25 protein-coding genes, 2 tRNA genes and 1 pseudogene are annotated in these 21818 nt (G+C 62.8%); 11 read left to right on the top strand and 17 right to left on the bottom strand.

The annotated features are described in order from the left end of the window. Positions 1 to 31: 31 nt before the first annotated feature. A tRNA-Arg gene (locus tag NMG70_RS25480) sits at positions 32 to 108 on the bottom strand. A 61-nt stretch (positions 109 to 169) separates the two neighbouring features. Beyond that, complete coding sequence (locus NMG70_RS25475; RefSeq protein WP_027152615.1) at positions 170 to 475, bottom strand: ETC complex I subunit; 306 nt, start codon at positions 473 to 475, stop codon at positions 170 to 172. Between NMG70_RS25475 and NMG70_RS25470 the strand changes: the two genes are divergently transcribed. The 3 genes from NMG70_RS25470 to NMG70_RS25460 all read left to right on the top strand — a co-directional run bounded on the left by NMG70_RS25470 (position 474) and on the right by NMG70_RS25460 (position 1536). Continuing rightward, a complete protein-coding gene (locus NMG70_RS25470) occupies positions 474 to 632 on the top strand; it encodes a hypothetical protein (RefSeq protein ID WP_254027079.1) in 159 nt (52 codons plus the stop codon). The two genes, NMG70_RS25475 and NMG70_RS25470, sit on opposite strands and share 2 nt — an antisense overlap. A 174-nt stretch (positions 633 to 806) precedes the next feature. Then, positions 807 to 883: transfer RNA gene (locus NMG70_RS25465), tRNA-Pro, on the top strand. A 416-nt stretch (positions 884 to 1299) separates the two neighbouring features. After that, the gene (locus tag NMG70_RS25460; RefSeq protein ID WP_254027078.1) at positions 1300 to 1536 is read left to right on the top strand and encodes a hypothetical protein; all 237 of its coding nucleotides are present in this window, start codon (positions 1300 to 1302) and stop codon (positions 1534 to 1536) included. Positions 1537 to 1585: 49 nt separating this feature from the next. Here the strand turns inward: NMG70_RS25460 and NMG70_RS25455 are convergent, their stop codons facing one another. After that, positions 1586 to 2044, bottom strand: a complete 459-nt coding sequence (locus NMG70_RS25455) for a hypothetical protein (protein WP_254027077.1) — start codon at positions 2042 to 2044, stop codon at positions 1586 to 1588. Positions 2045 to 2359: 315 nt separating this feature from the next. Then, positions 2360 to 3187 carry an alpha/beta fold hydrolase gene (locus tag NMG70_RS25450; protein WP_254027076.1) on the bottom strand — a complete coding sequence of 276 codons (828 nt, stop codon included), beginning with the start codon at positions 3185 to 3187 and terminating at the stop codon, positions 2360 to 2362. 120 nt (positions 3188 to 3307) lie between these two features. On the opposite strand from NMG70_RS25450, the gene NMG70_RS25445 reads away from it, so the two are divergent. Then, positions 3308 to 4309, top strand: coding sequence for a GlxA family transcriptional regulator (locus tag NMG70_RS25445; RefSeq protein ID WP_254027075.1), 1002 nt, complete (start codon positions 3308 to 3310; stop codon positions 4307 to 4309). 155 nt (positions 4310 to 4464) lie between these two features. Here NMG70_RS25445 and NMG70_RS25440 read toward each other — a convergent pair. From NMG70_RS25440 to NMG70_RS25415, 6 genes and pseudogenes are all read right to left on the bottom strand, one after another. Further along, a pseudogene (locus tag NMG70_RS25440) lies at positions 4465 to 4719 on the bottom strand (type II toxin-antitoxin system Phd/YefM family antitoxin); the annotation flags it as partial. Between the two features lie 329 nt (positions 4720 to 5048). Continuing rightward, complete coding sequence (locus NMG70_RS25435) at positions 5049 to 5369, bottom strand: type II toxin-antitoxin system RelE/ParE family toxin (protein WP_254027074.1); 321 nt, start codon at positions 5367 to 5369, stop codon at positions 5049 to 5051. Further along, positions 5366 to 5653 carry a ribbon-helix-helix domain-containing protein gene (locus tag NMG70_RS25430; protein WP_254027081.1) on the bottom strand — a complete coding sequence of 96 codons (288 nt, stop codon included), beginning with the start codon at positions 5651 to 5653 and terminating at the stop codon, positions 5366 to 5368. Before NMG70_RS25430 ends, NMG70_RS25435 begins: the two co-directional genes overlap by 4 nt. Positions 5654 to 5761: 108 nt before the next feature. Further along, complete coding sequence (gene hdaA / locus NMG70_RS25425; RefSeq protein ID WP_254027073.1) at positions 5762 to 6469, bottom strand: DnaA regulatory inactivator HdaA; 708 nt, start codon at positions 6467 to 6469, stop codon at positions 5762 to 5764. Between the two features lie 5 nt (positions 6470 to 6474). After that, positions 6475 to 7674 (bottom strand): AI-2E family transporter, encoded by a 1200-nt coding sequence (locus tag NMG70_RS25420; protein WP_254027072.1) that lies wholly within the window; start codon positions 7672 to 7674, stop codon positions 6475 to 6477. Further along, a complete protein-coding gene (locus tag NMG70_RS25415) occupies positions 7646 to 8203 on the bottom strand; it encodes a CDP-alcohol phosphatidyltransferase family protein (RefSeq protein ID WP_254027080.1) in 558 nt (185 codons plus the stop codon). Before NMG70_RS25415 ends, NMG70_RS25420 begins: the two co-directional genes overlap by 29 nt. Positions 8204 to 8462: 259 nt before the next feature. On the opposite strand from NMG70_RS25415, the gene purM reads away from it, so the two are divergent. The 3 genes from purM to NMG70_RS25400 are packed head-to-tail and all read left to right on the top strand — an operon-like array spanning position 8463 to position 10775. Then, positions 8463 to 9527, top strand: a complete 1065-nt coding sequence (purM, locus tag NMG70_RS25410) for a phosphoribosylformylglycinamidine cyclo-ligase (RefSeq protein ID WP_254027071.1) — start codon at positions 8463 to 8465, stop codon at positions 9525 to 9527. Further along, positions 9524 to 10234 (top strand): phosphoribosylglycinamide formyltransferase, encoded by a 711-nt coding sequence (gene purN / locus NMG70_RS25405; RefSeq protein WP_254027070.1) that lies wholly within the window; start codon positions 9524 to 9526, stop codon positions 10232 to 10234. The genes purM and purN overlap by 4 nt, the downstream gene beginning before the upstream one ends. A gap of 16 nt (positions 10235 to 10250) precedes the next feature. Next, the gene (locus NMG70_RS25400; protein ID WP_254027069.1) at positions 10251 to 10775 is read left to right on the top strand and encodes a SixA phosphatase family protein; all 525 of its coding nucleotides are present in this window, start codon (positions 10251 to 10253) and stop codon (positions 10773 to 10775) included. A gap of 74 nt (positions 10776 to 10849) precedes the next feature. On the opposite strand, the gene NMG70_RS25395 is transcribed toward NMG70_RS25400, so the two are convergent. The 5 genes from NMG70_RS25395 to NMG70_RS25375 form a co-directional block, all read right to left on the bottom strand. Beyond that, on the bottom strand, positions 10850 to 11065 hold the full coding sequence (locus NMG70_RS25395; protein ID WP_254027068.1) for a DUF680 domain-containing protein: 216 nt from the start codon (positions 11063 to 11065) through the stop codon (positions 10850 to 10852). Between the two features lie 79 nt (positions 11066 to 11144). After that, complete coding sequence (locus tag NMG70_RS25390) at positions 11145 to 11843, bottom strand: DUF2270 domain-containing protein (RefSeq protein WP_254027067.1); 699 nt, start codon at positions 11841 to 11843, stop codon at positions 11145 to 11147. A 56-nt stretch (positions 11844 to 11899) separates the two neighbouring features. Beyond that, a complete protein-coding gene (locus NMG70_RS25385; RefSeq protein WP_254027066.1) occupies positions 11900 to 14008 on the bottom strand; it encodes a molybdopterin-containing oxidoreductase family protein in 2109 nt (702 codons plus the stop codon). 85 nt (positions 14009 to 14093) lie between these two features. Further along, on the bottom strand, positions 14094 to 15971 hold the full coding sequence (locus tag NMG70_RS25380; RefSeq protein ID WP_254027065.1) for an ABC-F family ATP-binding cassette domain-containing protein: 1878 nt from the start codon (positions 15969 to 15971) through the stop codon (positions 14094 to 14096). A 387-nt stretch (positions 15972 to 16358) separates the two neighbouring features. After that, the gene (locus NMG70_RS25375; RefSeq protein ID WP_254027064.1) at positions 16359 to 16544 is read right to left on the bottom strand and encodes a hypothetical protein; all 186 of its coding nucleotides are present in this window, start codon (positions 16542 to 16544) and stop codon (positions 16359 to 16361) included. 129 nt (positions 16545 to 16673) lie between these two features. On the opposite strand from NMG70_RS25375, the gene NMG70_RS25370 reads away from it, so the two are divergent. From NMG70_RS25370 to NMG70_RS25360, 3 genes are all read left to right on the top strand, one after another. Beyond that, on the top strand, positions 16674 to 16844 hold the full coding sequence (locus tag NMG70_RS25370) for a hypothetical protein (RefSeq protein ID WP_254027063.1): 171 nt from the start codon (positions 16674 to 16676) through the stop codon (positions 16842 to 16844). Between the two features lie 94 nt (positions 16845 to 16938). After that, positions 16939 to 19020, top strand: coding sequence for an ATP-dependent helicase (locus tag NMG70_RS25365; RefSeq protein ID WP_254027062.1), 2082 nt, complete (start codon positions 16939 to 16941; stop codon positions 19018 to 19020). Between the two features lie 153 nt (positions 19021 to 19173). Continuing rightward, complete coding sequence (locus NMG70_RS25360) at positions 19174 to 19476, top strand: DUF982 domain-containing protein (RefSeq protein ID WP_254027061.1); 303 nt, start codon at positions 19174 to 19176, stop codon at positions 19474 to 19476. An 82-nt stretch (positions 19477 to 19558) separates the two neighbouring features. On the opposite strand, the gene NMG70_RS25355 is transcribed toward NMG70_RS25360, so the two are convergent. Continuing rightward, the gene (locus tag NMG70_RS25355) at positions 19559 to 20347 is read right to left on the bottom strand and encodes a GGDEF domain-containing protein (protein ID WP_254027060.1); all 789 of its coding nucleotides are present in this window, start codon (positions 20345 to 20347) and stop codon (positions 19559 to 19561) included. 101 nt (positions 20348 to 20448) lie between these two features. Continuing rightward, a complete protein-coding gene (locus tag NMG70_RS25350; RefSeq protein WP_254027059.1) occupies positions 20449 to 20961 on the bottom strand; it encodes a DinB family protein in 513 nt (170 codons plus the stop codon). An 88-nt stretch (positions 20962 to 21049) separates the two neighbouring features. Here NMG70_RS25350 and NMG70_RS25345 point away from each other — a divergent pair, with 88 nt between their 5' ends. Continuing rightward, positions 21050 to 21751, top strand: coding sequence for a glutathione S-transferase family protein (locus tag NMG70_RS25345; protein WP_254027058.1), 702 nt, complete (start codon positions 21050 to 21052; stop codon positions 21749 to 21751). Positions 21752 to 21818 lie beyond the last annotated feature (67 nt).

Here is a 21818-nt window from a genome sequence, read left to right as displayed (position 1 = left end):
ACCTATGTGTCCAGAATGGACCTGTGAATGCTGGCGATCCCGACAGGATTCGAACCTGTGACCATCGGCTTAGAAGGCCGGTGCTCTATCCAGCTGAGCTACGGGACCGCTGGCCGACGCCAAGGGCCGGCTAATTTATGCGCTGGGACGGCTGTCCGGCAGTTGCCGGTCAATGCGTCCAGGGCGTCCTGCGGTCATAGCGGAAATTCTCCGCATAGGAAATCTGGCGGCGCTTGGATTCCTTCGGCTCCTCAACACGGTAGGCCAGCCCCTCTTTCTCCGCATAGGCCACCGCCTCTTCCCTTGTGTCGAAGGTGAGCCTGATCTGGCTCCGCATGTCACCCGACGTGGTGTAGCCCATCAGCGGATCGATTTTCTTGCGCATCTCGGGATCGAATTCCAGCACCCAGTGGCCGGTCTTGGCCTTGCCGGACTGCATCGCGGTTTTGGCTGGGCTGAAAATGCGCGCGGACATGAACACCTCGTTACGTGCAAGCGGCACAGCCGCTGTATTCCCGTCATTACTGCGCAATGCTGCCGGCGGCAAGGCCGATGCCTGCCGTACCCCCTTCACGGCGGCCACCGCGATGATCGCGCGCGGTCAAAAAATTTTCGTCCGTCAATCAGCTTGAGCAGTTTGCCAGGGAAGCCTTGCTGCCCGGGGGCAGTACGGCGATCGCTGGCCGGCGCGATGGTCACCGTCCGGGCGGTGGACAACGTGCCAACGGAATGCCTGCCGTTTGTTCCGTTTTCGTCTTTTAGGGGTTGCGCAGCCGAGCCCAGAACCCTATACGCCGCCAGGGACTCGGAGTGTAGCGCAGCCTGGTAGCGCATCTGGTTTGGGACCAGAGGGTCGGGAGTTCGAATCTCTCCACTCCGACCATCCTAACTTATTGTTTCTTCTTGGACTTTCTCACCTGACGCCGCGATGTCTTCTGAAAACCAGAGGGTCGTGTGTTTAGTTCTGTGTAGAATGTGTGCAGCCAACTTCCACTATCTGGCTGATATCATTGATATTATTGATCGCTCGTTGAGCGTCTCAAAAAATCCCCTTTCCCAAAGTGAGCGAATTGTGCCCGCCGGCATATTTCAATCCTTGGTAGAAATAACATAAATTCAATACCCTATAGACTAAGCACCCGACCCATCTTGTGTCGCCGGGCGCGGTCCCACACTTATCCGACGTAGCCCGGACGCCCCCTGGATCGTGCTGTGACCCAGGAGAGCCGCCGGTCTTGCGGCGGTGGCAATCCTGCTACCCCGCAAACAAGACGCCCATACCGGCATCAAGGATATTAAATGACTGAAGAACTTTTATTCACCACCCAAGACCTCGACTCGTTGGTGGCCCTCATCAACGACTTTGCCTCAGAGCTTGATCTTCAATATGAAGATAGCGACCTTCACGCACTTGAGCCGAGCATAACTAACCTGGGAAACGTCGCGAGAGTTCTTGAGCAGAACGAATATCCTCTGCCAGACGCCTACGTTCATATTCTGGAGAGATATAGACAGGCTACCGCCAGCTTGGCCTAGGCTATCCTGCTGCCGCTCATCGCTCGCGTGATGAGCGGCAGCAAGCCCGTCAGGTGAGCAATCGTTGTTCGGCGGTAGCCATAGTCTGCTTGGCCAAAGACAAAGCTAACTGTGGCGGAATAACCATTTGATCAAAGCCCATCCCTAGCCTTTCCGATAGCACCATCAGCTCGCTCAAGGTGAATTCGTGGACACCCAGTTCCATCGTGCGGGCGACATAGCGGTTCACTCCGAGTTCCTCCGCGATCTCGGAATATGTACGCCCTTTCCGCAGTAGAGCGACCTTCAATCCAACCCCTCGGTGATAGGAAGAAATCACTGCCTTATCGGCATCCCTTTGCAGCCCGGTTCTTGAGATCGGAACACGTCGAATTAACTCATGCAGCCTCGCAAGTTTGATGATGGTTGCTCGGCTCCTTCCGTACATTTTTCCGACTTCGGCATACGACATGCCGGAATTTTGGAGATCCTGTAGAGCCGGCTCCTGCCAGCTTAGGTTGTGGACCATGCTATAACATCTCTCGTTTCTGTGCCCCGAAGTGTGTTGCCGAAGACGTCGGCACTCGGGAGCTATTGCCGCTAAATGCAGCGTCGAAACTGAGAAAATCTATTTGAAATCAGAGAGTTAAGTCACATCGTCTGGCTGATTTGGGACCAGAGGGTCGGGAGTTCGAATCTCTCCACTCCGACCATCCATTCACTCGAAATCATCGGCCGTGCTGCCGGCGCACCTGCGCCGGACAGCATCTGCGACGGGCGAAGCACCAAGCGACCAACGGGCAGCCCGGATTTCCGAGCGTGCCCGCCTGAAGCTTGCGAAGCGTCAGCCTTGGATGAACGCCAGGAGATCCGGATTGATGATCTCCGGGTGGGTGGTGCACATGCCGTGCGGAAGGCCCTCGTAGACCTTGAGCGTGCCGTGCCTCACGAGCTTGGCTGCAAGCAGAGCGGAGTCGGCAATCGGCACGATCTGGTCGTCATCGCCGTGCATGATCAGGACGGGCACGTCGATCTTCTTCAAGTCCTCCGTAAAGTCGGTTTCGGAAAAGGCCTCGATGCAGTCGTAGTGGGCCTTGGCTCCGCCCATCATGCCCTGGCGCCACCAATTGTCGACGGCCCCTTGCGAGACCTGGGAGTCCTCGCGATTGAAGCCATAGAACGGGCCGGCCGGCACATCCCTGTAGAACTGGGCGCGGTTGGCGACCAAAGCGGCACGGTAGCCGTCGAAGACCTCGATCGGCAGCCCGCCGGGGTTGTTGTCGGTCTTGAGCATGATCGGGGGCACCGCGCCGATCAACACCGCCTTGGCGACGCGTCCTTCGCCACCGTAGCGGGCCACGTAACGCGCCACCTCGCCGCCGCCGGTCGAATGGCCGATATGGACGGCGTTCTTGAGATCAAGATGAGCGGCCAGTGCCGCGACGTCGGCGGCATAGGTGTCCATCTCGTTGCCGGTCGAGGTCTGTGTCGAGCGGCCGTGCCCGCGCCGGTCATGCGAGATGACGCGATAGCCCTTGTCGAGGAAGAACAGCATCTGGTTGTCCCAGTCGTCGGCGCTCAGCGGCCAGCCGTGATGGAACACGATTGGCTGGCCTGTGCCCCAATCCTTGTAGAAAATCTCGGTGCCGTCCCTGGTGGTGAATGTGCTCATGGTCGTACTCCTTGTTAGCGGAATTGGTCGGGAAGGTTCGTTCCTTCTGTGGACAAGCTATTGCAACGGAGCCATTGTGAGAATTGGCAAAACAGACATTGAACGTGGCAAAACTGACAGGTGATTACGCTGTCTGACCGGGTTGAAATCGGGCTTGTGGTGTATCCCGGTGTTCAGGAAGCGGCAGTTCTCGGTCTGACCGACCTGTTCCAGCTAGCCAACCGGCTGGCTGCCGAACGGTCGCCGGACGCGCCGAGACTTCGCGTCAGCCATTGGCAGTGGCAGGACGCGAGCCAAACCGTCATCCGCAGCTTCGACAGCGAACCCGGCCCCGGCCATGGACCTGCCATGGTCATCTTGCCTCCGACCCTGGGTGATCCGATTCCACGCGAGGCGGCGGCGCCCTATGCCGACTGGCTCAGGGGCCGCCATGCTGCGGGCGCGACGCTCGGCTCGGTCTGCGCCGGCGCCTTCGTGCTTGCCGAGACTGGCCTGTTGTCTGGTCGTGCGGCGACCACGCACTGGGCCTATCGCGACGCGCTGGCGATGCGCTTCCCCGACATCGCACTGGATGCCGACAAGCTGGTCATCGACGACGGCGACATCATCACCGCCGGCGGCTATATGGCCTGGACCGACCTAGGCCTGAAACTCGTCGACCGGGTGCTTGGGCCGACCGCCATGATGGACACCGCCCGTTTCATGCTGGTCGACCCACCGGGACGTGAGCAACGCTTCTACAGCCCCTTTGCTCCCAGGCTGAACCATGGCGACGAGGCCATCCTCAAGGTGCAGCACTGGCTTCAGGCGAGAGGCGCGCGCGATGTGACGCTTGCCACCATGGCGGAGCATGCGGCCTTGGAGGAGCGGACTTTTTTGCGCCGCTTTCGCAACGCTACCGGCCTCAAGCCAACCGAATATTGCCAGCACCTGCGCGTCGGCAAGGCGCGTGAGATGCTGCAAGTGACGACCCGATCCATCGATCAGATCGCCTGGGACGTCGGCTATGACGATCCCGGCTCCTTCCGCAAAGTATTCGCCAGGATAACCGGCTTGGCACCGGGCGACTACCGCAGGCGCTTTGGCGCGGAACGAGCGGCGGTGGCGGGCGAACGGTTGTGACGAGTCTCGACCGAACCGACTGGGACGGCGCTTCGGGCACGGTACCGGCAGAAATCAGAATGTCGCCTTCGGCCTCGAGCGCCGCGATGCAGGCATCAGCCTTCCGGTTCGTCAAGAACGATTCGCCATCGGCCTCGAAGTGTCGACCACGGCCATTCGGGCTGGCCATCATCGCCGTAGAGGAAATCCTGGCTTCGGGCGGCGGATGGCCCAGCCTTCGCCCTCGCGGCGCCGGATGCCCGCATCGCCTCCAGCAATGCCCGGCGGTTTTTCCTGTCCGGCACTGCCTTGACCGGAACCAGGCGGACGGCCGCATGACCATGACGGGTCAGGATGGTTTCGTCACCTGCCTCGGCACGACGCACCAATTCTGTCAGCTGTCTCTTGGCGTCTGTAACGGATAGCTGCATCTGCCCTCCTCAATGGACCATCCTTGGCCACACTTGCGATGAAAATGGATCATTCAACGGTCCATCATAACGGCTGCCAAAGACAGCGCGGGACTGCGATTATCCGTGAGCGCGGTGCCAGTGCCGGATACGCGACTAGCGACCCCTCGTTGAAGGCAAGCTCGCCGGGAAGAGAACCCCAACCGCCTCATCTCCCGGCGAGCCTACACCTGATTTGATACGCAATCAGGACCGGGGTTAGCCGGCAAGCTTGCAGGTGCAAAGCAGATGCCAGTCAACGTTTCCCGAAATGGGACACCGGCCGAGGTCAATGTGTTGCGACCGAAGATCTATTCGCGGTCTATATCCTCGACCGCCTCCAAGGCGCGGCCGCCATGGAGCATGCGCAAGATGACGACAAAGTTGCCATCCACCCGAAAGGCTCGCGAAAGGCTACGTCGCCCGCCGTCGATAACCAACCGTACGCAGACCCGGGCTATGTCATCCCGGCGCGTGCCGCGCTCAGGGAATGTGGCAAAGCCCTCACAGTAGACAATCAGGCGGTCGACCCAAGCCCGTGCAGTTCTTTCTCCAGCCTCGGGCACCAGGTAGGCCAGCAGTTCGGCCACGTCCTTCTCGGCGGCCGCGCTGAACACTACCTGGTCGGTCATCGGCGGGAGGCTTTAGCCACGATGGCATCGACATCGGCGTGCAGGCGCTTCTTGGTCTCTTCCAGGTTCATCAGCTGCGATGGGTCTGCTTCAACAGCCTGCATCGTCGGCACGACTTCCTCACGCAACCACCGCTGTACAGCCGCATCACGCTGGGCGAGCGTGCGAAGGCCATCGCGAATGACCTCGCTTTCGCTGGCGTACTCGCCCGATGAAACCTTGTCTTTCACCATCTGCGCCATATCAAGTGGCAAGGTGATGGTCAGGGGTTGAGTGGTACGCATCAAACCGTCTTTCATGCCCTCTGGTGTGTATGATTAAATCATACACCGATCTACCAGAATTGAAAATATGATTGCCCGGAAAGGCTCATGTCACTTGATCGGCGATTTTTAAATCTCGAACTCGCCCTGCCCCTCATCCATGGCGCTGACGGTTTCGGCGGCGAGCGCCCGGGTAATCGGCGTCTTGCGCTCCAGGGCCGTGCGGTCGAGCCGATCGACCACCCGCATCGCGGTTGCCAGCGAGCGTTCGATGCGGCGCACCAAATATTGCACGACATGCGGCTCGACCTCGACCTGGCGGTCGGCGAACAGTTTGGTGATGACGCCGGCCAGCAAGTGATCGTCGGGCTCGTGGATCTCCACCGTCGCCGCCGCCTTCAGCCGCGAGGCGAGATCCGGGATTCTGACGCCCCAGGCGGACGGAAAGCGCCGCGCGGTCAAGAGCAAGGTCGAGCCGGCCCCACGTACCGCGTTGATCAGATGGAACAGCCCCTCTTCGTCGACCGGACCGGCATCGACATCGTCGATCAGGGCCGGCCGCGCGCCGAGGCTCGCCATACAGTCGCCGATCCGCCCGGCGTCGACCTTCACTGCGCCGGCGCGGGCGCGCCAGATGGAGGCCAGGTGGGTTTTTCCAGAGCCCGCCGGACCGGCGAGGACGACCACCGGCGACGGCCAGTCCGGCCAGCGATCGACCAGCGCCACCGCCTGGCTGTTGGTGCCGGAGACGACGAGCTCGTCGCGCGAGTAGCCGGTGCCGTGGCCGAGATCGAGCGGTAACTGGCGCGGCGGGTCGATCTTGTTGTGGTCCGGCATCTGGCTCAACTGCGCGGCCCACCGCTCCCGCGGCGACGCGCCGGCAGCGGCGGGACAGGTTCGGTATTGTGGCCCTTGTAAAGCGGCGACTCGAGATAGCGGGAAATGGCAAAGCGCACCAGAACGGCAACGGCGGCCGAGGCCGGCACGGCGATCAGCAAGCCGACGAAGCCGAACAGCGCGCCGAAGGCAAACAGCGAAAACATCAGCCATACCGGATGCAGGCCGACGCTTTTGCCGACCAGCCTCGGCTGCAGGATGTTGCCCTCGATAAACTGGCCGACGAAGAACACGCCGGCCACCGCCGCGACCATGGTCCAGTCCGGCCAGAACTGGACGAAGGCGACGCCGACGGCCAGCACCAGCCCGGTCAGCGAGCCGACATAGGGAATAAAAGAGATCAGCCCGGCAAACAGGCCGATGAGGATGGCGAAATTCAGGCCGGTCAGAGTAAGCCCGATGGCGTACATGGCGCCCAGTACCAGGCACAGCGTGCCCTGGCCGCGCACAAAGCCGGCGGTGGAGGTGTTGATGTCGTTGGCGATTGCCCTGACGGTCTGGACATAGTCGCGCGGCACCCAGCTGTCGACAATCGCCACCATCCGGTCCCAGTCGAGCAGCATGTAGAAGGCGACGACGGGCGTGACGACGAACAGGCTCACCACCGATACCAGCGCGACGCCGGAGCTCCAGATCGAGGTGAACACCGTGGTCAGGAGACCAAAGCCGGAGGTCAGCAGCGAATTCAACCCTTCGCGCAGGCCATTGGCGTCGACGCCGAATTTCTCTTCCAGCCATCTCGGATCGAAACTGGTGATCAGGGTCTGCAGGCGGGTCAGGTATTCCGGCAGCTTGCTGGCGAAATCGGCCATCTGCGAAGCCAGCACCGGAATGAGTATGACGAAGGCCAGTACCAGAACGACGATGAAGGCAAACAGGATGACAATCGTCGCCATCAGCCTGGACAGGCCGAGCCGCTGCAGCCGGTCTGCGACAGGGTCGAGGAAGTAGGCGAGCACCATTCCGGCGACGAACGGCAGCAGGATGCCGCTGAAGACATAGAGGAAGATCGCGAGGATGACGGCGCTGATCAGCCAGAAGCGGATTTGGCGGCGAAACACGCCAGACGCGGCAGCATCGGCGGCCGCAGCTTCGGCTGCCGCGTCAATGTCCTGGTCAGGTGCCCGGTTTGGAGCCTTCGCCATAGCCGCTCATATGCCTCAGCCAAGCCACGAGATAGGCCGCGGCCGAAGCCACGGTCAAGACCCCGGACAGCAATATGAGCATCGGCCTGAGCGGGTCGAGGTCGATGGCGAGGGCTAGCTCGCCCAGCACCACCGCCGCCAGCCCGATCTGGATGGCCGTGTTGGCTTTCGACACGAACAGCGGCTTCATCTCGACCGGGTGGGCCATGACGGTGGACAAAACGACGGCGCAGACGATCAGCGCATCGCGCGACACCATGGTGATGACCAGCCACAGCGGCAATTCACCGATGAAGCCCAGCACCACGAACACCGAGACCAGCAGCAATTTGTCGGCCATCGGATCGAGATAGGCGCCAAGCTGCGAAAACTGGTTGAAATGGCGGGCGATGAAGCCGTCGACACCGTCGGAAATGCCGGCGATCAGGAAGCCGGCGAAAGCCCAATCCCAGCGCCCCTGCAGCATGGCCAGCACCACGCCCGGCACCAGCACGAAACGCATGATCGTGATCATGTTGGGGATGGTCAAACGCATATCCCGTCGCTTCTGTTTTGATGATACATGATGGAGATGGGAGGCTACGGCAAGTGGCGACGCAGAAAGCTGCCAATCTCCCCCTTGTGGAGGAGAGATTGGCTGTCTTCAAGGCTTTCGCCAATCGCCAATGTTGGAGATTTGCCTGAAGCCTCTGTCCACTCTTTTGTGATGCCGAAAGTGCTTGAGCCAGCCGTTATCCTTGCGAGGCGCAGCCGTTCATGCGAAGAGCCCCGGAAAGCAGGAAAGAGTGATGAGCAAGCGCAAGAACGGGCTCACCTATGCCGAGGCGGGTGTCGACATCGATGCCGGCAACCTCATGGTCGAGAAGATCAAGCCGCTGGTGCGCGCGACGCGCCGGCCGGGCGCCGATGGCGAGATCGGCGGCTTCGGCGGCCTGTTCGACCTCAAGGCCGCCGGCTTCACCGACCCGGTGCTGGTCGCCGCCAATGACGGCGTCGGCACCAAGCTGAAGATCGCCATCGATGCGGGCAAGCACGATACGATCGGCATCGACCTCGTCGCCATGTGCGTCAACGACATCGTCGTTCAGGGCGCCGAGCCATTGTTCTTCCTTGACTATTTCGCCACCGGCAAGCTCGACCCCGATCAGGGTGCGGCGATCGTCGGCGGCATCGCCGAGGGCTGCCGGCAGGCCGGATGCGCGCTGATCGGCGGCGAGACCGCGGAAATGCCCGGCATGTATCACGGCAACGACTACGACCTCGCCGGTTTTGCCGTGGGCGCGGCCGAACGCGGCCAGCTGCTGCCGACCGACGACATCGTCGAGGGCGACGTGCTGTTGGGACTGGCCTCTTCGGGCGTGCATTCGAACGGCTTTTCGCTGGTCCGCCGCATCGTCGCGACAAGCGGCCTGGCGTGGACCGATCCGGCGCCCTTCAACGATGAAGCCACGCTGGCCGAGGCACTGCTCGAGCCGACACGCATCTACGTCAAGTCGATCCTCAAGGCGATCCGTAACACGCATGGCATCAAGGCGCTGGCCCATATCACCGGCGGCGGTTTCCCGGAAAACATCCCGCGCGTCCTGCCGAAGGATTTTTCGGCCGAGCTCGACCTCGACGCCATCGAGGTGCCGGCGGTGTTCTCATGGCTGGCGAAGACCGGCGGCGTGGCGCCCGAAGAGATGATGCGCACCTTCAATTGCGGCGTCGGCATGATCCTCGCCGTCGCCTCCGGCCAGGCGGCACAGGTCGCGGCCGTGCTGCAGGAGGCCGGCGAGAGCGTGACGCCGATCGGCCGCATCGTGCCGCGCCGCGACGTCGGCGTGATCTATCGGGGCTCGATCGGCCTATGAGCATGCGCAGACGCACCGTGGTGCTGATTTCGGGACGCGGCTCCAACATGACGGCGCTGATCGCCGCGGCCAGCAACCCGGACTATCCGGCTGAGATCGTCGGCGTCATTTCCGACCGGGCCAATGCCGCCGGTCTCGGCATCGCGGCGGCGCGCGGCATCGCCACCAAGGTGATTTCGCGGGCCGACTATAGCAGCAAGGAAGCGCATGACGGGGCGATCGACGCCGCACTTGTCTCGTTCGGCGCCGAGATCGTGGCGCTGGCCGGCTACATGCGCATTCTCGGCGCGCGCTTCGTCGAGAAATGGCTGGGCCGGATGATCAACATCCACCCTGCCCTGCTGCCCGCCTTCAAGGGGCTGGATACGCATGCGCGCGCCTTGCGCGCGGGCATCCGCATCCATGGCTGCACGGTGCATTTCGTCACGCTGGATATGGATGACGGCCCGATCATCGCCCAGGCCGCCGTGCCGGTCATGGTCGGCGACAATGAGGATACGCTCGCCGCCCGCGTGCTGAAGGCCGAGCACCGGCTTTATCCGCTGGCGCTCGGGCTGGTCGCCGAAGGCAAGGCGCGGATGGAAGGCGGCCGCACCGTGCTTGCCCACTTCGCCGACGATGCCGACAACAGCACCTCCGTGGTGATGGCCCCCGATCCGCTGCGCGAGGAGACCGACCTCGAGCATCTGGCGCGCATAACGCCCTAAGCAGGAGAAGGCTGGCATGGCGACAACGAAGCAACTCCTTCTTCTGCGTCATGCCAAGTCGAGTTGGGACGATCCTGACCTTATTGACTTCGACCGGCCGCTTTCCGGACGCGGGCTGAAGGCCGCCCCGCTGGTCGGGCGCGAACTGGCCAGGCAGGGCTGGCTGCCGGACCTGGCGCTGGTGTCGCCGGCGCTGCGCACCCGCGACACATGGCGGTTGGTCTCGGCGGAACTGCCGGCGAAAACGCCGGCCAAATTTGTCCAGGCGCTCTACGAGGCCAGTGCGGCAGACGTTCTCGCCAAGATACGACAGGCAAATACGGAAACAAGCAGCCTTTTGGTGCTCGGCCATAATCCCGGCCTGGAGGAATTCGCGCGCCGGCTTGCCGGCGCCAGATCGGATGCCGCGGCACTCAAAAAGCTTGAAGAAAAATTCCCGACAGCGGCTCTTGCCCGCTTCGTTTTCGACGGCGACTGGGCACGGCTTGCCCTCGGCGATGCGCGGCTGACGCACTGCGTTTGGCCAAAGGATCTGCGCTAAACGAGAGCTGTGACTTGATAAGCAAGAACGGCGGGCCAAGGCCCGCCGTTCTTTGCGTTCCGAAGCTTTAGGGCTTAGCGGCGGCCCCAGTTGCCCCGGCCCGATTGAGGCGCGGCGGACTGACCCGTGCCTGACTCGAACGTCGCACTGGTGTTGACAGCGTTGTGCTCGGTCGGGAGCTTGCGGATCGAGCCCGTGAACGTGCTGTCGACATTTCCAACAGCCGCATGGCCAACAGGCGCGGCCGGCTGGTTGACGCCGTCCGAACCATAGTGGTCGCTGCCGGCCAAGGCGCTGCCTGTGGCAATGAGGATGGCGGCAGCGGGTGCGCAGATGAAATCGCAGATCTACCGGTTTTGCGCTGCCGCCCTAGACGTGCACGTCGCCAAAAGAGAGCTCGCCGTCGTCGCTAGAGGTCAGGAACGCCGTGACCAGCAGGCCGGCATAGAAGGCGGCAACCAGCACGACGATGACCAAGCCGGGAATGGGCCCCAGAGCAGCGCCGGCAACCGCCTCGCGCACCGAACTGACGAAGTCGATGCGGACACCTTCGCTTAGAAGACTGGGGGTCGACAGTTTCAGGATCCAGGCCAACAGCAGGATCAGCAGCATGTGGATGTAGTTTCGACGCAGACGGCGCACCAACGCCGCTCGCTGCGAAATGAGGAATTTTGGAGTGCGCAGACTTTCGCCGACGACCAACAGCCAATCGGACGCGAAGTCCGGCTGCGGCGAGAATATCTGCGCGAAATAGTGCCGTTCGAACTGGCGCACACGAGCCCGGTAAACATCGAAGAAGCGATAACGCCGCGCTTCTATCCACAGCAGCAACAGGACAAGCAGCATGGCAAAAAGCAGCACGCCGTGATGCGCGCTGGCCGTCGACAGCGAGACGGACAACATCGCCGCGACGACCGTTATCGCCCAATTGCTCGTCCGGTCCAGGCGGTCGCGCCACCCCGTCATGCGCAGAATCTCGGCGCGATGAAAATGCGCCATCGTGGTCACGAGTTCGCCGGGCGAAAGCGTTCTTCCAACGGGGGCCGGCGCTGCCAACGCTTCTGCCATCACCATGTCTCCACCGCCACGCAAAAACGGCTGGTTGGGTATATCGTTCCGACGCTTCACTTTGCCGGGCGCAGCCACACCTTGTTGTCGTGGAACGCCGCACCGCCATAGGGCGCCGGCGCGTCGGCGCCGGTCAGGACGTTGATGCCCTCGCCGCGCTCGTGCGCGCTATTGGGCCAGATGCCTTCGGCCACCACGACGCCGCGCTTGATGCCGTCGAACAATCTTGCATGCAGCACGACTTCGCCGCGCGCATTGCCGATCTCGACGCGGTCGCCATTGGCCAGCCCAAAGACTGCCGCATCGTCTGGATGCAAAAGCACTTCCGGCCGGCCCTCCTTGGCCTTCGACACCGGCGTCTCGGAAAAAGTCGAGTTGAGGAAATTGCGCGCCGGCGAGGTGGCCAGCCGGAACGGATGCGCCGCATCCGCCACCTCGATCAGATCGACGTGGTCGGGAAATTGAGGCAGGCTTGCCACCGGCCCGAACAGGCCCATGCTTTTTGGCGGCCGGTTGGGCGCCGCCTGCCCGGTCCAGTCGGCGCGAAAGCGGAATTTTCCGTCCGCGTGGCCGAAGCCATCGATAAAATGCGCCGCCGCGAAATCCGGCTGCAAATCGAGCCACTTTTGTTCCCTGAGGCTCGAAAAACTGCCGAGCCCGCGCTTGCCCAAAATGATGTCGATATGCTGCTGCTCGGTCATGCCGAAGCCAGGCCTGTCGCCAACACCGAGCCTTTTGCCGAGTTCCTCGATCACAAAATGGTTGGTGCGCGGCCCTTCCGGCGGGTCGATCAGCTTCGGACCGAGCGTGATGTGCTGGTTGCCGCCGCCCTTGTAGACATCGTCATGCTCTAAAAACATCGTCGCCGGCAGCACGACATCTCCGAGTTTTGCGGTGTCGGTCATGAACTGCTCGTGCACGCAGGAAAACAGGTCGTCGCGCAAAAAGCCCTGCTTCACCAGCCGCTGCTCAGGCGCAACGTTGACCGGATTAGTGTTCTGGATCAGCAGCGCCGTCACCGGCGGGCCGCCATAGAGCGCATCCTCAGCGCCGGTCAGCACCGGGCCGATGCGCGAATGGTCGAGATGGCGGATCGCCGGGTCGCGCATCCGCGTGCCTTCCAGCAGTTCCTGGTTCAGCTTGAAGATGCCCGAATTGGAATGGAAGGCGCCGCCGCCCTCATATTGCCAGCAGCCGGTGACCGCGGCGATCGAGGCGGCGGCATGCATGTTGACCGAGCCGTTGCGCTGCCGCGAAAAACCGTAGCCGAGGCGGAAATAGGTTTTCTTGGTCCTGCCGACGAGACGGGCGAAAGCCTCGATCTCATCGACGGAAAGCCCGGTGATATCAGCCGCCCATTGCGGCGTTCTCGTCTGAAGATGCGCTTCCAGGCCGTGCGGATCGTCGGTGTATTTTTCCAGATAGGCGCGGTCGGCCATGCCGTCACGGAACAGCAAATGCATCACCGCGCAGGCCAGCGCGCCGTCGGTGCCGGGCTTCAGCACCAGGCCGAGATCGGCCTGCTTCATCGTCGCGTTCTCGTACACATCGATGACGACGATTTTTGCGCCGCGTTCCTTGCGCGCCTTGATCGCGTGGGTCATGACGTTGACCTGGGTGACCACGGCATTGGTGCCCCAGACCACCACGCAGTCGGACTTGGCCATCTCGCGCGGGTCGGGACCGCGCAACGCGCCGGCCCCCATCATCCAGCCGGTCCAGGCCAGATTGGTGCAGATCGAACCGAAGAAGCCGGAGTACCTTTTCGCATGGCGCAACCGCTCGATGCCGTCGCGCTGCACCAGCCCCATGGTGCCGGCATAGTAATAGGGCCAGACTGTCTCCGAGCCGTATTTTGCCTCGGCCGCGATGAATTTTTCGGCGACAAGGTCGAGTGCGGCCTCCCAGCTCGCTTCCTTCCAGGCGCTCTCACCCTTGGCGCCCGCCCGGATCAGCGGCTTCAGCAAGCGGTCGGGATGATGGACGCGGTCGGCATAACGGGCGACCTTGGCGCAGATGACGCCAGCCGTGTAGCTGTTGGCCTTGGCGCCATGAACGCGGCCGATGCGCTTGCTGTCGAGCAGTTCGACCTCGAGCGCGCAGGTCGACGGACAATCATGCGGACAGGCCGAATGGCCGATCCTGAGCTGGGCGTGCTGATTCATGGGGGCAATCTAACTGCTTCTGACGACCAGGTGTAGGGCCAGATGATTAGGCAATCTCCCCCTCGTGGGGGAGATTACGCTTCCCTTACTCCGCCGTGCCTTCCTCATACTCCGCCGACATCGACAGCCATTTTTCCTCATGGGCGGCGAGCGTCTGGGCCAACTGCGAGCGCTCCTTGGCCAGCCGTGTCGCCGTCGACGGGTCCTTTTCATAGACCGCCGGATTGGCGAGTTCGTCCTCGATCAAGTCGATGCGCTTGCGGATGCGGTCCATCAGCGCTTCGGTGGCGCGGATCTCCTTGGCCAGCGGCTCGAAGGCGGCGCGGCGCGCCGCCGCGTCGCGGCGGCGGTCGGCCTTCGAGGCTTTTTCGGCCTCGCGCTTGCCGCGGCGGTCGCCCGCCACGCCGGTGACCAGCGTCTTGTAATCATCGAGGTCGCCGTCAAAAGGATTGACCGTCCCGTCCTTGACCAGCCACAGCCGGTCGGCCGTTGCCTCGAGCAGATGGCGGTCGTGCGAGATCAGGATGACGGCGCCGGGAAACTCGTTCAGCGCATGGATCAGCGATTCACGGCTGTCGATATCAAGATGGTTGGTCGGTTCGTCGAGGATGAACAGGTTTGGCCCCTCGAACGCCGACAGGCCCATCAAGAGCCGCGCCTTCTCACCGCCCGACAGGTCCTTGGCGGCGGTGTTCATCTTTTCGGTAGTCAGTCCGAACTGGGCGACTCGGCCGCGCACTTTCGATTCCGGTGCTTCCGGCATCAGCCGGCGGACATGCTCATAGGCGTTTTCACTCGGCCTGAGATCGTCAAGCTGATGCTGGGCGAAGATCGCCACCTTCAGGCTGGGTGCTACCGTCATGGTCCCGCTCTCCTGCCTCAGGCGGCCGGACAGCAATTTGGCGAAGGTCGACTTGCCGTTGCCGTTGGCGCCGAGCAGCGCGATACGGTCGTCGGCATCGATGCGGAGCGTCATCTTCTTCAGGATCGGCTCACCCTCCACATAGCCGACATTGACGTTGCTGAGCGCAATGATCGGCGAGGCCACCGTTTTCACCGGCTCGGGAAAGGAAAACGGCCGCACGTTGTCGTTCACGATCGCGGCGATCGGCTTCATCTTCTCCAGCGCCTTGATGCGCGACTGGGCCTGTCTCGCCTTGGAAGCCTTGGCGCGGAAGCGCTCGACGAAGGATTCCATGTGCTTGCGCGCGGCTTCCTGCTTGACCCTGCCCTTCTCCTGCAATTCGCGCTGCTCGGTGAATTGGCGCTCGAACTGGTCGTAGCCGCCACGCCAGAAGGTCAGTTTCTTCTGGTCGAGATGGACGATCGAGTTGACGGCGCGGTTGAGCAGGTCGCGGTCATGCGAGATCAGAAGCACCGTGTGCGGGTATTTCGACACGTAGTTTTCCAGCCACAGCGTGCCTTCGAGGTCGAGATAGTTGGTCGGCTCGTCGAGCAGCAAAAGATCGGGCTCGGCAAACAGCACCGCGGCGAGTGCGACGCGCATGCGCCAGCCGCCGGAGAACGACGAGACCGGCCGCCGCTGGGCGGCGTCGTCGAAGCCGAGGCCGGCGAGGATGGTGGCGGCACGCGACTCGGCCGAATGGGCGTCGATATCGGCCAGCCGCATGTGGATGTCGGCGATGCGGTGCGGATCGGTCGCCGTCTTTTCCTCATCGAGCAATGCGGAGCGTTCGAGATCGGCCTTGAGCACAATCTCGATCAGCGGGTCCTCGGTGCCGGGAGCCTCCTGCGCCACCTGGCCGATGCGCGTGTTCTTCGGCAGGCTGATCGAGCCGGTCTCGGATGCGAGGTCGCCGGTGATCGCCTTGAACAAAGTGGTCTTGCCGGTGCCGTTGCGGCCGACAAGCCCTGCCTTGCTGCCGGCCGGCAAGGTCAGCGAGGCATGGTCAAGAAGCAGGCGTCCGGCCATGCGGAGCGAAAGGTCGTTAATGATCAGCATGGCCGCGCTTTTGCACGGGACGTCAGCGCTTCGCAAGACCTCGAGCGCCGGTTGGCCGAATAACGCATGAAAATGGCCGGGCTGGCAGCCAGTTGCTTTTGTGCCGCGGGAGGGAAGAAGACTTAATCCGATCGCGGCTTCGCCGGATCAGATGGCCGGCTCTGGGCAACCGCTGTGATGGCGTGGCGCCTGGCGAGCATCGGCTTCTCGCAGCCGAAATTGCGCATTTGTCAGTTAATTGCCGGTGCAAGGCGGTCGTCTTCGGCTATCGCGTCATGACGCAAAGGCAAGACTCAGCTATGTCTAGGTGTGCGGCGGACCTGATACCCGCCTGGCGCCATCGCTCCCCTCCCAAGCGGCGCCGGCCAACTTTCCTGCAGGCTTCCATCACTGCGCCGGCGGCATGCCGGGTTGATCATCGCCTGGCGTCGAGTTGGGCGCAGGGTCGACCTGCGGGTTTTGATCGGCGCCGGGAGCCTTTGTCGGTGGAATGTTGTTGTCGCAGGCCGCGACAGCCAGCGCTGCGGCCAAAACGAGCCAGGCCGGGGCCGGCAAAATTGAGAGCTTGTTCATCGCAACCTCCTGTCACCGGGCAAACGAGACGGTGCGGATTTGGTTGCACGCTCGGGCAGAGCTTGGGCATTTGGAAAGCGGGGAACAAAACGCGGGCTCTTCGGTTGGTCCACACCAATGGAGAAAATCATGATCCGTCTGCTCATAGCCGGGGCCGCCGTCTATGTGGCCTACCGCATAGTCAGGGAATTCGTCGACGAGGTACCCGACGACTTCGATCCGCTATTGCTGCCGCCTCCCGATGACGACAAGTCGCTGCCGCGGCAGTCAGCGGCGATGGGCGTGGAGCCGCAGCGCTAGCTTCGGTTCATCGGTGGGGCGCCAGTAGGATCGGACGCATCGGTCGCGCGTACGAAAGCGTTGCGAACAAAGCAGAAACGATGCTTGATGGGCAATGAACCTCGCTCCCCGTGATTCGACATTCCGGCCTGCCTATCTCGCGAAGCTGAATGCCGAGCAGTGCGTCGCCGTCGAGCATGGCGACGGCAAGGTCGCCGGGCCTCTGCTGGTGATCGCCGGGGCCGGCTCCGGCAAGACCAGCACGCTGGCGCATCGCGTCGCGCATCTGATCGTCAGGGGCGCTGACCCCCGGCGCATCCTTTTGATGACCTTTTCGCGTCGCGCCGCATCGGAAATGGCCAAGCGGGTCGAGCGCATCGCCGGCGAGGTGCTTGGCCGGGACGCTTCCGTCATCACCGATGCGCTGAGCTGGGCCGGCACGTTTCACGGCATCGGCGCAAGGCTGCTGCGCGACTACGCGCTGGAGATCGGCCTCGATCCGGCCTTCACCATCCACGACCGCGAGGATTCGGCCGACCTGATGAACTTCGCCCGGCACGAACTCGGCTTCTCGAAAACGGAAGGCCGTTTTCCGACCAAGGGAACCTGCCTGGCGATCTATTCGCGTGCCGTCAACGCGCAGGCGCCGCTCGGCGAAGTTCTCGGTTCGGTGTTTCCCTGGTGCGCGGGGTGGGCAGAACAGCTTAAGGTGCTGTTCGCCCGATATGTCGAGGCCAAGCAGGCGCAGAACGTGCTCGATTACGACGACCTGCTGCTCTACTGGGCGCAGATGGCCGGCGAGCCGGAGATATCGGCGCATCTGGGTGGGCGTTTCGACCATGTGCTGGTCGACGAATACCAGGACACCAACCGGCTGCAGGCCTCGATCCTCGCGGCGCTCAAGCCGGACGGATCCGGGCTGACGGTGGTCGGCGACGATGCGCAGTCGATCTATTCGTTTCGCGCCGCGGAAGTGCGCAACATCCTCGACTTTCCAAAACAGTTCGCGCGGCCGGCCGAGATCGTCATGCTGGAGCGCAACTACCGCTCGACCGAGACCATCCTGGCCGCCGCCAATGCGGTGATCGGCGAGGCCTCGGAGCGCTTTACCAAGAACCTCTGGTCGGAGCGCAAATCGACCGAAAAGCCGAAGCTGGTCAGCGTCCGCGACGAGGCCGAGCAGGCGAGTTACGTCTGCCAGGCGATCCTGACCGAGCGCGAGGCCGGCACGGCGCTGAAGGCGCAGGCCGTGCTGTTTCGCGCCTCGCACCACAGCGGGCCGCTGGAGATCGAGCTGACGCGACGCAACATCCCGTTCGTCAAGTTCGGCGGGCTGAAGTTCCTCGACGCCGCCCATGTCAAGGACGTGCTGGCGGTGCTGCGCTTCGCCGAGAACCCGCGCGACCGCGTCGCCGGTTTTCGCGTGCTGCAGCTTTTGCCCGGCATCGGCCCTTCGGCGGCTTCGCAGATCGTCGACACCATGGCGACGTCGCTCGACGAAGCGATGGGGCTGGCGCGCTACCGCCCGCCGCAACGCGCCGCTGACGACTGGCCGGGTTTCGTCGCGCTGTTCTCGCAGCTTCGCACTGGGTCGGGAAAATGGCCGGCTGACCTCGAACAGGTCAGGCTCTGGTATGAGCCGCATCTCGACCGCATCCATGAGGATGCAACGACGCGCCGGGCCGATATTCTGCAGCTCGAACAGATCGCCTCGGGCTACGCCTCGCGCGAGCGTTTCCTCACCGAGCTGACACTCGATCCGCCGGATGCGACCAGCGACGAGGCCGGGCCGCCGCATCGCGACGAGGACTATCTGATCCTGTCGACCATCCATTCGGCCAAGGGCCAGGAATGGAAGAACGTCTTCGTGCTCAACACCGTCGACGGCTGCATCCCGATCGATCTCGCCGTCGGCTCGAAGGAGGATATCGACGAGGAGCGCCGCCTGCTCTACGTGGCGATGACGCGGGCCAAGGACGGCCTGCACCTGGTCATGCCGCAACGCTTTTTCGTCCACGGCCAGGCGGCGCGCGGCGATCGCCATGTTTACGCCTCGCGCACCCGCTTCATCCCGGCCTCGATCCTCGGCGCCTTCGAACAAACATCATGGGCGAGCGTCCAGGCCAAGGACGATCCGCGCCGTCAGCCGCAAGTGCGCGTCGACCTTGGCGCCCGCATGCGCGACATGTGGAAATAGGCTTCGGCACGGCGCTCATGCCACGGGACCTGGTGGCGAAAACCAAATTTCGGCAACATGGAACCTGATGCCGCAATTCGCGTTTCTGGGCGTCCGACCCCCGGTCGGAGAGCGGCGTCCGCCCGTCACCTCCGCCCAATTCGAGAGGCCAGAATGCACGACACGACATTTTTCACCCCGGTCGCCGTAACCGTCGGCGCCGGCCATAAGCGCATGATCGCTTCGCTTTTCGACATGCATGAGTTCCTGACCGAGTTCCCGCCATCGCGGCGACGCCTGAGCTATGGCGCGGCGGTGAAGGCCTGCGAGGCGGCACGCGCCGGCGAGATCTCGCCCGAAGCGGCGCGCGATGCCTTGATCACCTTCGCAGCGGCGGCAGGCATTCTCTGGCCTTCAGCCCAGCCGGCAGTCTCGGTCAAGCCGATCGCCCGCGGCCAGGGCGGATACGCCGCCTGACTGGCCAGGCGTCTTTTGCGACTGTGGCCCGCCGAAGATGCTGTTCGTCTTCGACGGGTTTGCGACCACAAGTATCAGGCCCTCAATGGACCGTCATCAGGTCGCCGTTCGGCAAACCGCTCAATGCCGCCGCTTCAAAGCTGACCTGGTCGCGGCCGTTCGATTTAGCCCTGTATAGGTGTTTATCTGCCACAACGAACATCTCGGCATAAGTGGTCGGTCCGCTGAAGGCGACGCCGCCGATGCTTACCGAGAGGGGACAGGGTTGCCCGCCCGGGGAAAAATCCGCCTCGCGGATACGGCGCCGTATCCCCTCCGCGACCAGCCAGGAATGCGACGGGTCGGCGCCGGGAAGGAAGACTGCGAATTCCTCGCCGCCAATTCGCCCGACGATATCGGCGCCGCGCAGCTGGTCTTGAATGGTCTTGGCGATCAGCTTGAGGGCCTGATCGCCACAGTCGTGGCCGAGGCGATCGTTGACGGACTTGAAATGGTCGGCGTCGACGATCAGCAAAGCCCCGGAGCTGACGACAGAATGGCTGCGAGCTTGCTCGAGATAGGCTTCGACAAGCATTGAGAACGCGCCGCGGTTGAACACCGCTGTCAGACTGTCGGTCGCAGCGACAATTGTCAGCTCCTTTTGCGCGATTGCCAGCTGACGCATTTTCCACATCAGGAAAGACAGGAACGAACCGGCCAGCACCAGCGGCAGCAGCAGATCGGTGAGTTTCGCCCGCCACAGCGCTTCAGGCGAAAGATAGGGGAAATTGAAGGAATCGACGAAGAAGGCGGCCGCGATGCAAACTGCGGTCCCGGCGACGGTGACCGCCACCACCCTGCCCCAACTCGTGGGGGAAAAATCGATCCGCATGCATTGCTCCCGCTATGGCAAGCTATTTTGAAGCGGGATCACAAATGAAGTCCTAAGACTTTGCCTTCAATTCGATTATGATCGCCACAGATGATCCCAAATCACCCGTAGGCGCGGCCCTCTTCGCTGCGCTGGAACAGCGTCAGGTCGAGCGGCACCGAAGGCCGGCCGAGAATGGTCAGGATCGCGTGCGCCTGGCCGCGGTGATGGGTCTGGTGGTTGAAGAAATGATCAAGCGCCGGCGCCAATCGCTGCGAGACGGTGCGCATGTCGGAGACGGTCATGTAGGAGAAGCGGCCGGACAAAGCCTTGTCGCTTAACGCCCCAACCCAGTCGATGATCCTTCTGTCTTCGGCCTCGCGCGCCAGCCGCAAGCCCGGCAGGGCGCGGTGCAGGATCGTGTCGAGCCCGGCCGGCGCGTCGCCCTCGCCGGTAAAGCGCCTCATCCAGATGCGATCGGCAGTCAGAACATGATTGAGGGTGCCCATCATCGAGCCGAAAAAAACCCCGACGTTGCGGTGAAATTCTTCCTCGTCGAGATCGGCCGCGGCATCGTAGATGCGGCTATTGGCCCATTGATTGTAGGCCGCAAACATCATGAAGTGCTGTTTCATCGTTTTCTCCGGCCCGCAAGACCCCGTTTCGGGTGCTTACCGCAAGGCCCGAACGTCGCTCTAGTAGACCGCAAGGAAGCTGCCGCCAATGACCATTCTGCTCTATGTCCTCGTCGGACGCGATGGCGCCCGTCCGTTCAGCCCGCATTGCTGGAAGGCGACGATGGCGCTTGCCCACAAGGGCCTCGATATCTCAACCGTGCCGACACGCTTTCTCGAAGTGCCCACCGTTGAAGGCGGCGTTTCAAAACTCTTTCCGGTCATCCGCGACGGCGAGAAGGTGGTCGCCGATTCTTTCGCCATCGCGCTCTATCTCGACGAGGCCTATCCAGAGCGACCGACATTGTTTTGCGGCGACGGCGGCAAGGCGATGGCGCGCTTCGTCGAACGCTGGTCGCAACTGACCATCCACCCCTTTGTCGCCACTGCGGCGATCATGGACCTGCACGCCATGCAGGACCAGGCGAACGCCGCCTATTTTCGCCAAAACCGCGAGCAGCGCTTCGGCAAGAGACTGGAAGAGGTGGTGGCGGCGCGGGACGTCGGCCTTGGTGCCTTCCGTGCCTCGCTGGAATTATTGCGCTCGATGCTTGCCTATCAGCCGTTCATCGGCGGCCAATCTCCGCTGTTTGCCGACTACATCGTCTTCGGCGCGCTGCAATGGGCGCGCATCGCCTCACCCTACCGGTTGCTCGACGATAGTGATGTGGTGGCGCAGTGGTTCGAGCGCTGCCTTGACCTGCATGATGGGCTCGGCCGCAAGGTGCCGGCGGCGGCCGCCGCCGCATAGGGGAGTAAGGCAGTAGGGAGTAACGCAGTAGCGGCGGCGCGCATTCCTACTCCCCTACTCCCCTACT

The sequence above is a fragment of the Mesorhizobium ventifaucium genome (assembly GCF_935822925.1).
Classification (GTDB): domain Bacteria; phylum Pseudomonadota; class Alphaproteobacteria; order Rhizobiales; family Rhizobiaceae; genus Mesorhizobium; species Mesorhizobium ventifaucium.
Note: the sequence above shows the minus strand (reverse complement) of the source record. Positions and strands in the feature narration are given on the sequence as shown.

Excerpts from the sequence above, each read along its gene's own strand:
- NMG70_RS25345 (WP_254027058.1), top strand. The coding sequence starts at position 21,050 with ATGACCATTCTGCTCTATGTCCTCGTCGGACGCGATGGCGCCCGTCCG.
- NMG70_RS25455 (WP_254027077.1), bottom strand. The coding sequence starts at position 2,044 with ATGGTCCACAACCTAAGCTGGCAGGAGCCGGCTCTACAGGATCTCCAA.
- NMG70_RS25375 (WP_254027064.1), bottom strand. The coding sequence starts at position 16,544 with ATGAACAAGCTCTCAATTTTGCCGGCCCCGGCCTGGCTCGTTTTGGCC.
- NMG70_RS25435 (WP_254027074.1), bottom strand. The coding sequence starts at position 5,369 with ATGACCGACCAGGTAGTGTTCAGCGCGGCCGCCGAGAAGGACGTGGCC.
- NMG70_RS25350 (WP_254027059.1), bottom strand. The coding sequence starts at position 20,961 with ATGAAACAGCACTTCATGATGTTTGCGGCCTACAATCAATGGGCCAAT.
- NMG70_RS25450 (WP_254027076.1), bottom strand. The coding sequence starts at position 3,187 with ATGAGCACATTCACCACCAGGGACGGCACCGAGATTTTCTACAAGGAT.
- NMG70_RS25360 (WP_254027061.1), top strand. The coding sequence starts at position 19,174 with ATGCACGACACGACATTTTTCACCCCGGTCGCCGTAACCGTCGGCGCC.
- NMG70_RS25380 (WP_254027065.1), bottom strand. The coding sequence starts at position 15,971 with ATGCTGATCATTAACGACCTTTCGCTCCGCATGGCCGGACGCCTGCTT.
- NMG70_RS25470 (WP_254027079.1), top strand. The coding sequence starts at position 474 with ATGAACACCTCGTTACGTGCAAGCGGCACAGCCGCTGTATTCCCGTCA.
- hdaA (WP_254027073.1), bottom strand. The coding sequence starts at position 6,469 with ATGCCGGACCACAACAAGATCGACCCGCCGCGCCAGTTACCGCTCGAT.
- NMG70_RS25460 (WP_254027078.1), top strand. The coding sequence starts at position 1,300 with ATGACTGAAGAACTTTTATTCACCACCCAAGACCTCGACTCGTTGGTG.
- NMG70_RS25365 (WP_254027062.1), top strand. The coding sequence starts at position 16,939 with ATGAACCTCGCTCCCCGTGATTCGACATTCCGGCCTGCCTATCTCGCG.
- NMG70_RS25475 (WP_027152615.1), bottom strand. The coding sequence starts at position 475 with ATGTCCGCGCGCATTTTCAGCCCAGCCAAAACCGCGATGCAGTCCGGC.
- NMG70_RS25355 (WP_254027060.1), bottom strand. The coding sequence starts at position 20,347 with ATGCGGATCGATTTTTCCCCCACGAGTTGGGGCAGGGTGGTGGCGGTC.
- NMG70_RS25430 (WP_254027081.1), bottom strand. The coding sequence starts at position 5,653 with ATGCGTACCACTCAACCCCTGACCATCACCTTGCCACTTGATATGGCG.
- purM (WP_254027071.1), top strand. The coding sequence starts at position 8,463 with ATGAGCAAGCGCAAGAACGGGCTCACCTATGCCGAGGCGGGTGTCGAC.
- NMG70_RS25385 (WP_254027066.1), bottom strand. The coding sequence starts at position 14,008 with ATGAATCAGCACGCCCAGCTCAGGATCGGCCATTCGGCCTGTCCGCAT.
- NMG70_RS25390 (WP_254027067.1), bottom strand. The coding sequence starts at position 11,843 with ATGGCAGAAGCGTTGGCAGCGCCGGCCCCCGTTGGAAGAACGCTTTCG.
- purN (WP_254027070.1), top strand. The coding sequence starts at position 9,524 with ATGAGCATGCGCAGACGCACCGTGGTGCTGATTTCGGGACGCGGCTCC.
- NMG70_RS25420 (WP_254027072.1), bottom strand. The coding sequence starts at position 7,674 with ATGGCGAAGGCTCCAAACCGGGCACCTGACCAGGACATTGACGCGGCA.
- NMG70_RS25400 (WP_254027069.1), top strand. The coding sequence starts at position 10,251 with ATGGCGACAACGAAGCAACTCCTTCTTCTGCGTCATGCCAAGTCGAGT.
- NMG70_RS25370 (WP_254027063.1), top strand. The coding sequence starts at position 16,674 with ATGATCCGTCTGCTCATAGCCGGGGCCGCCGTCTATGTGGCCTACCGC.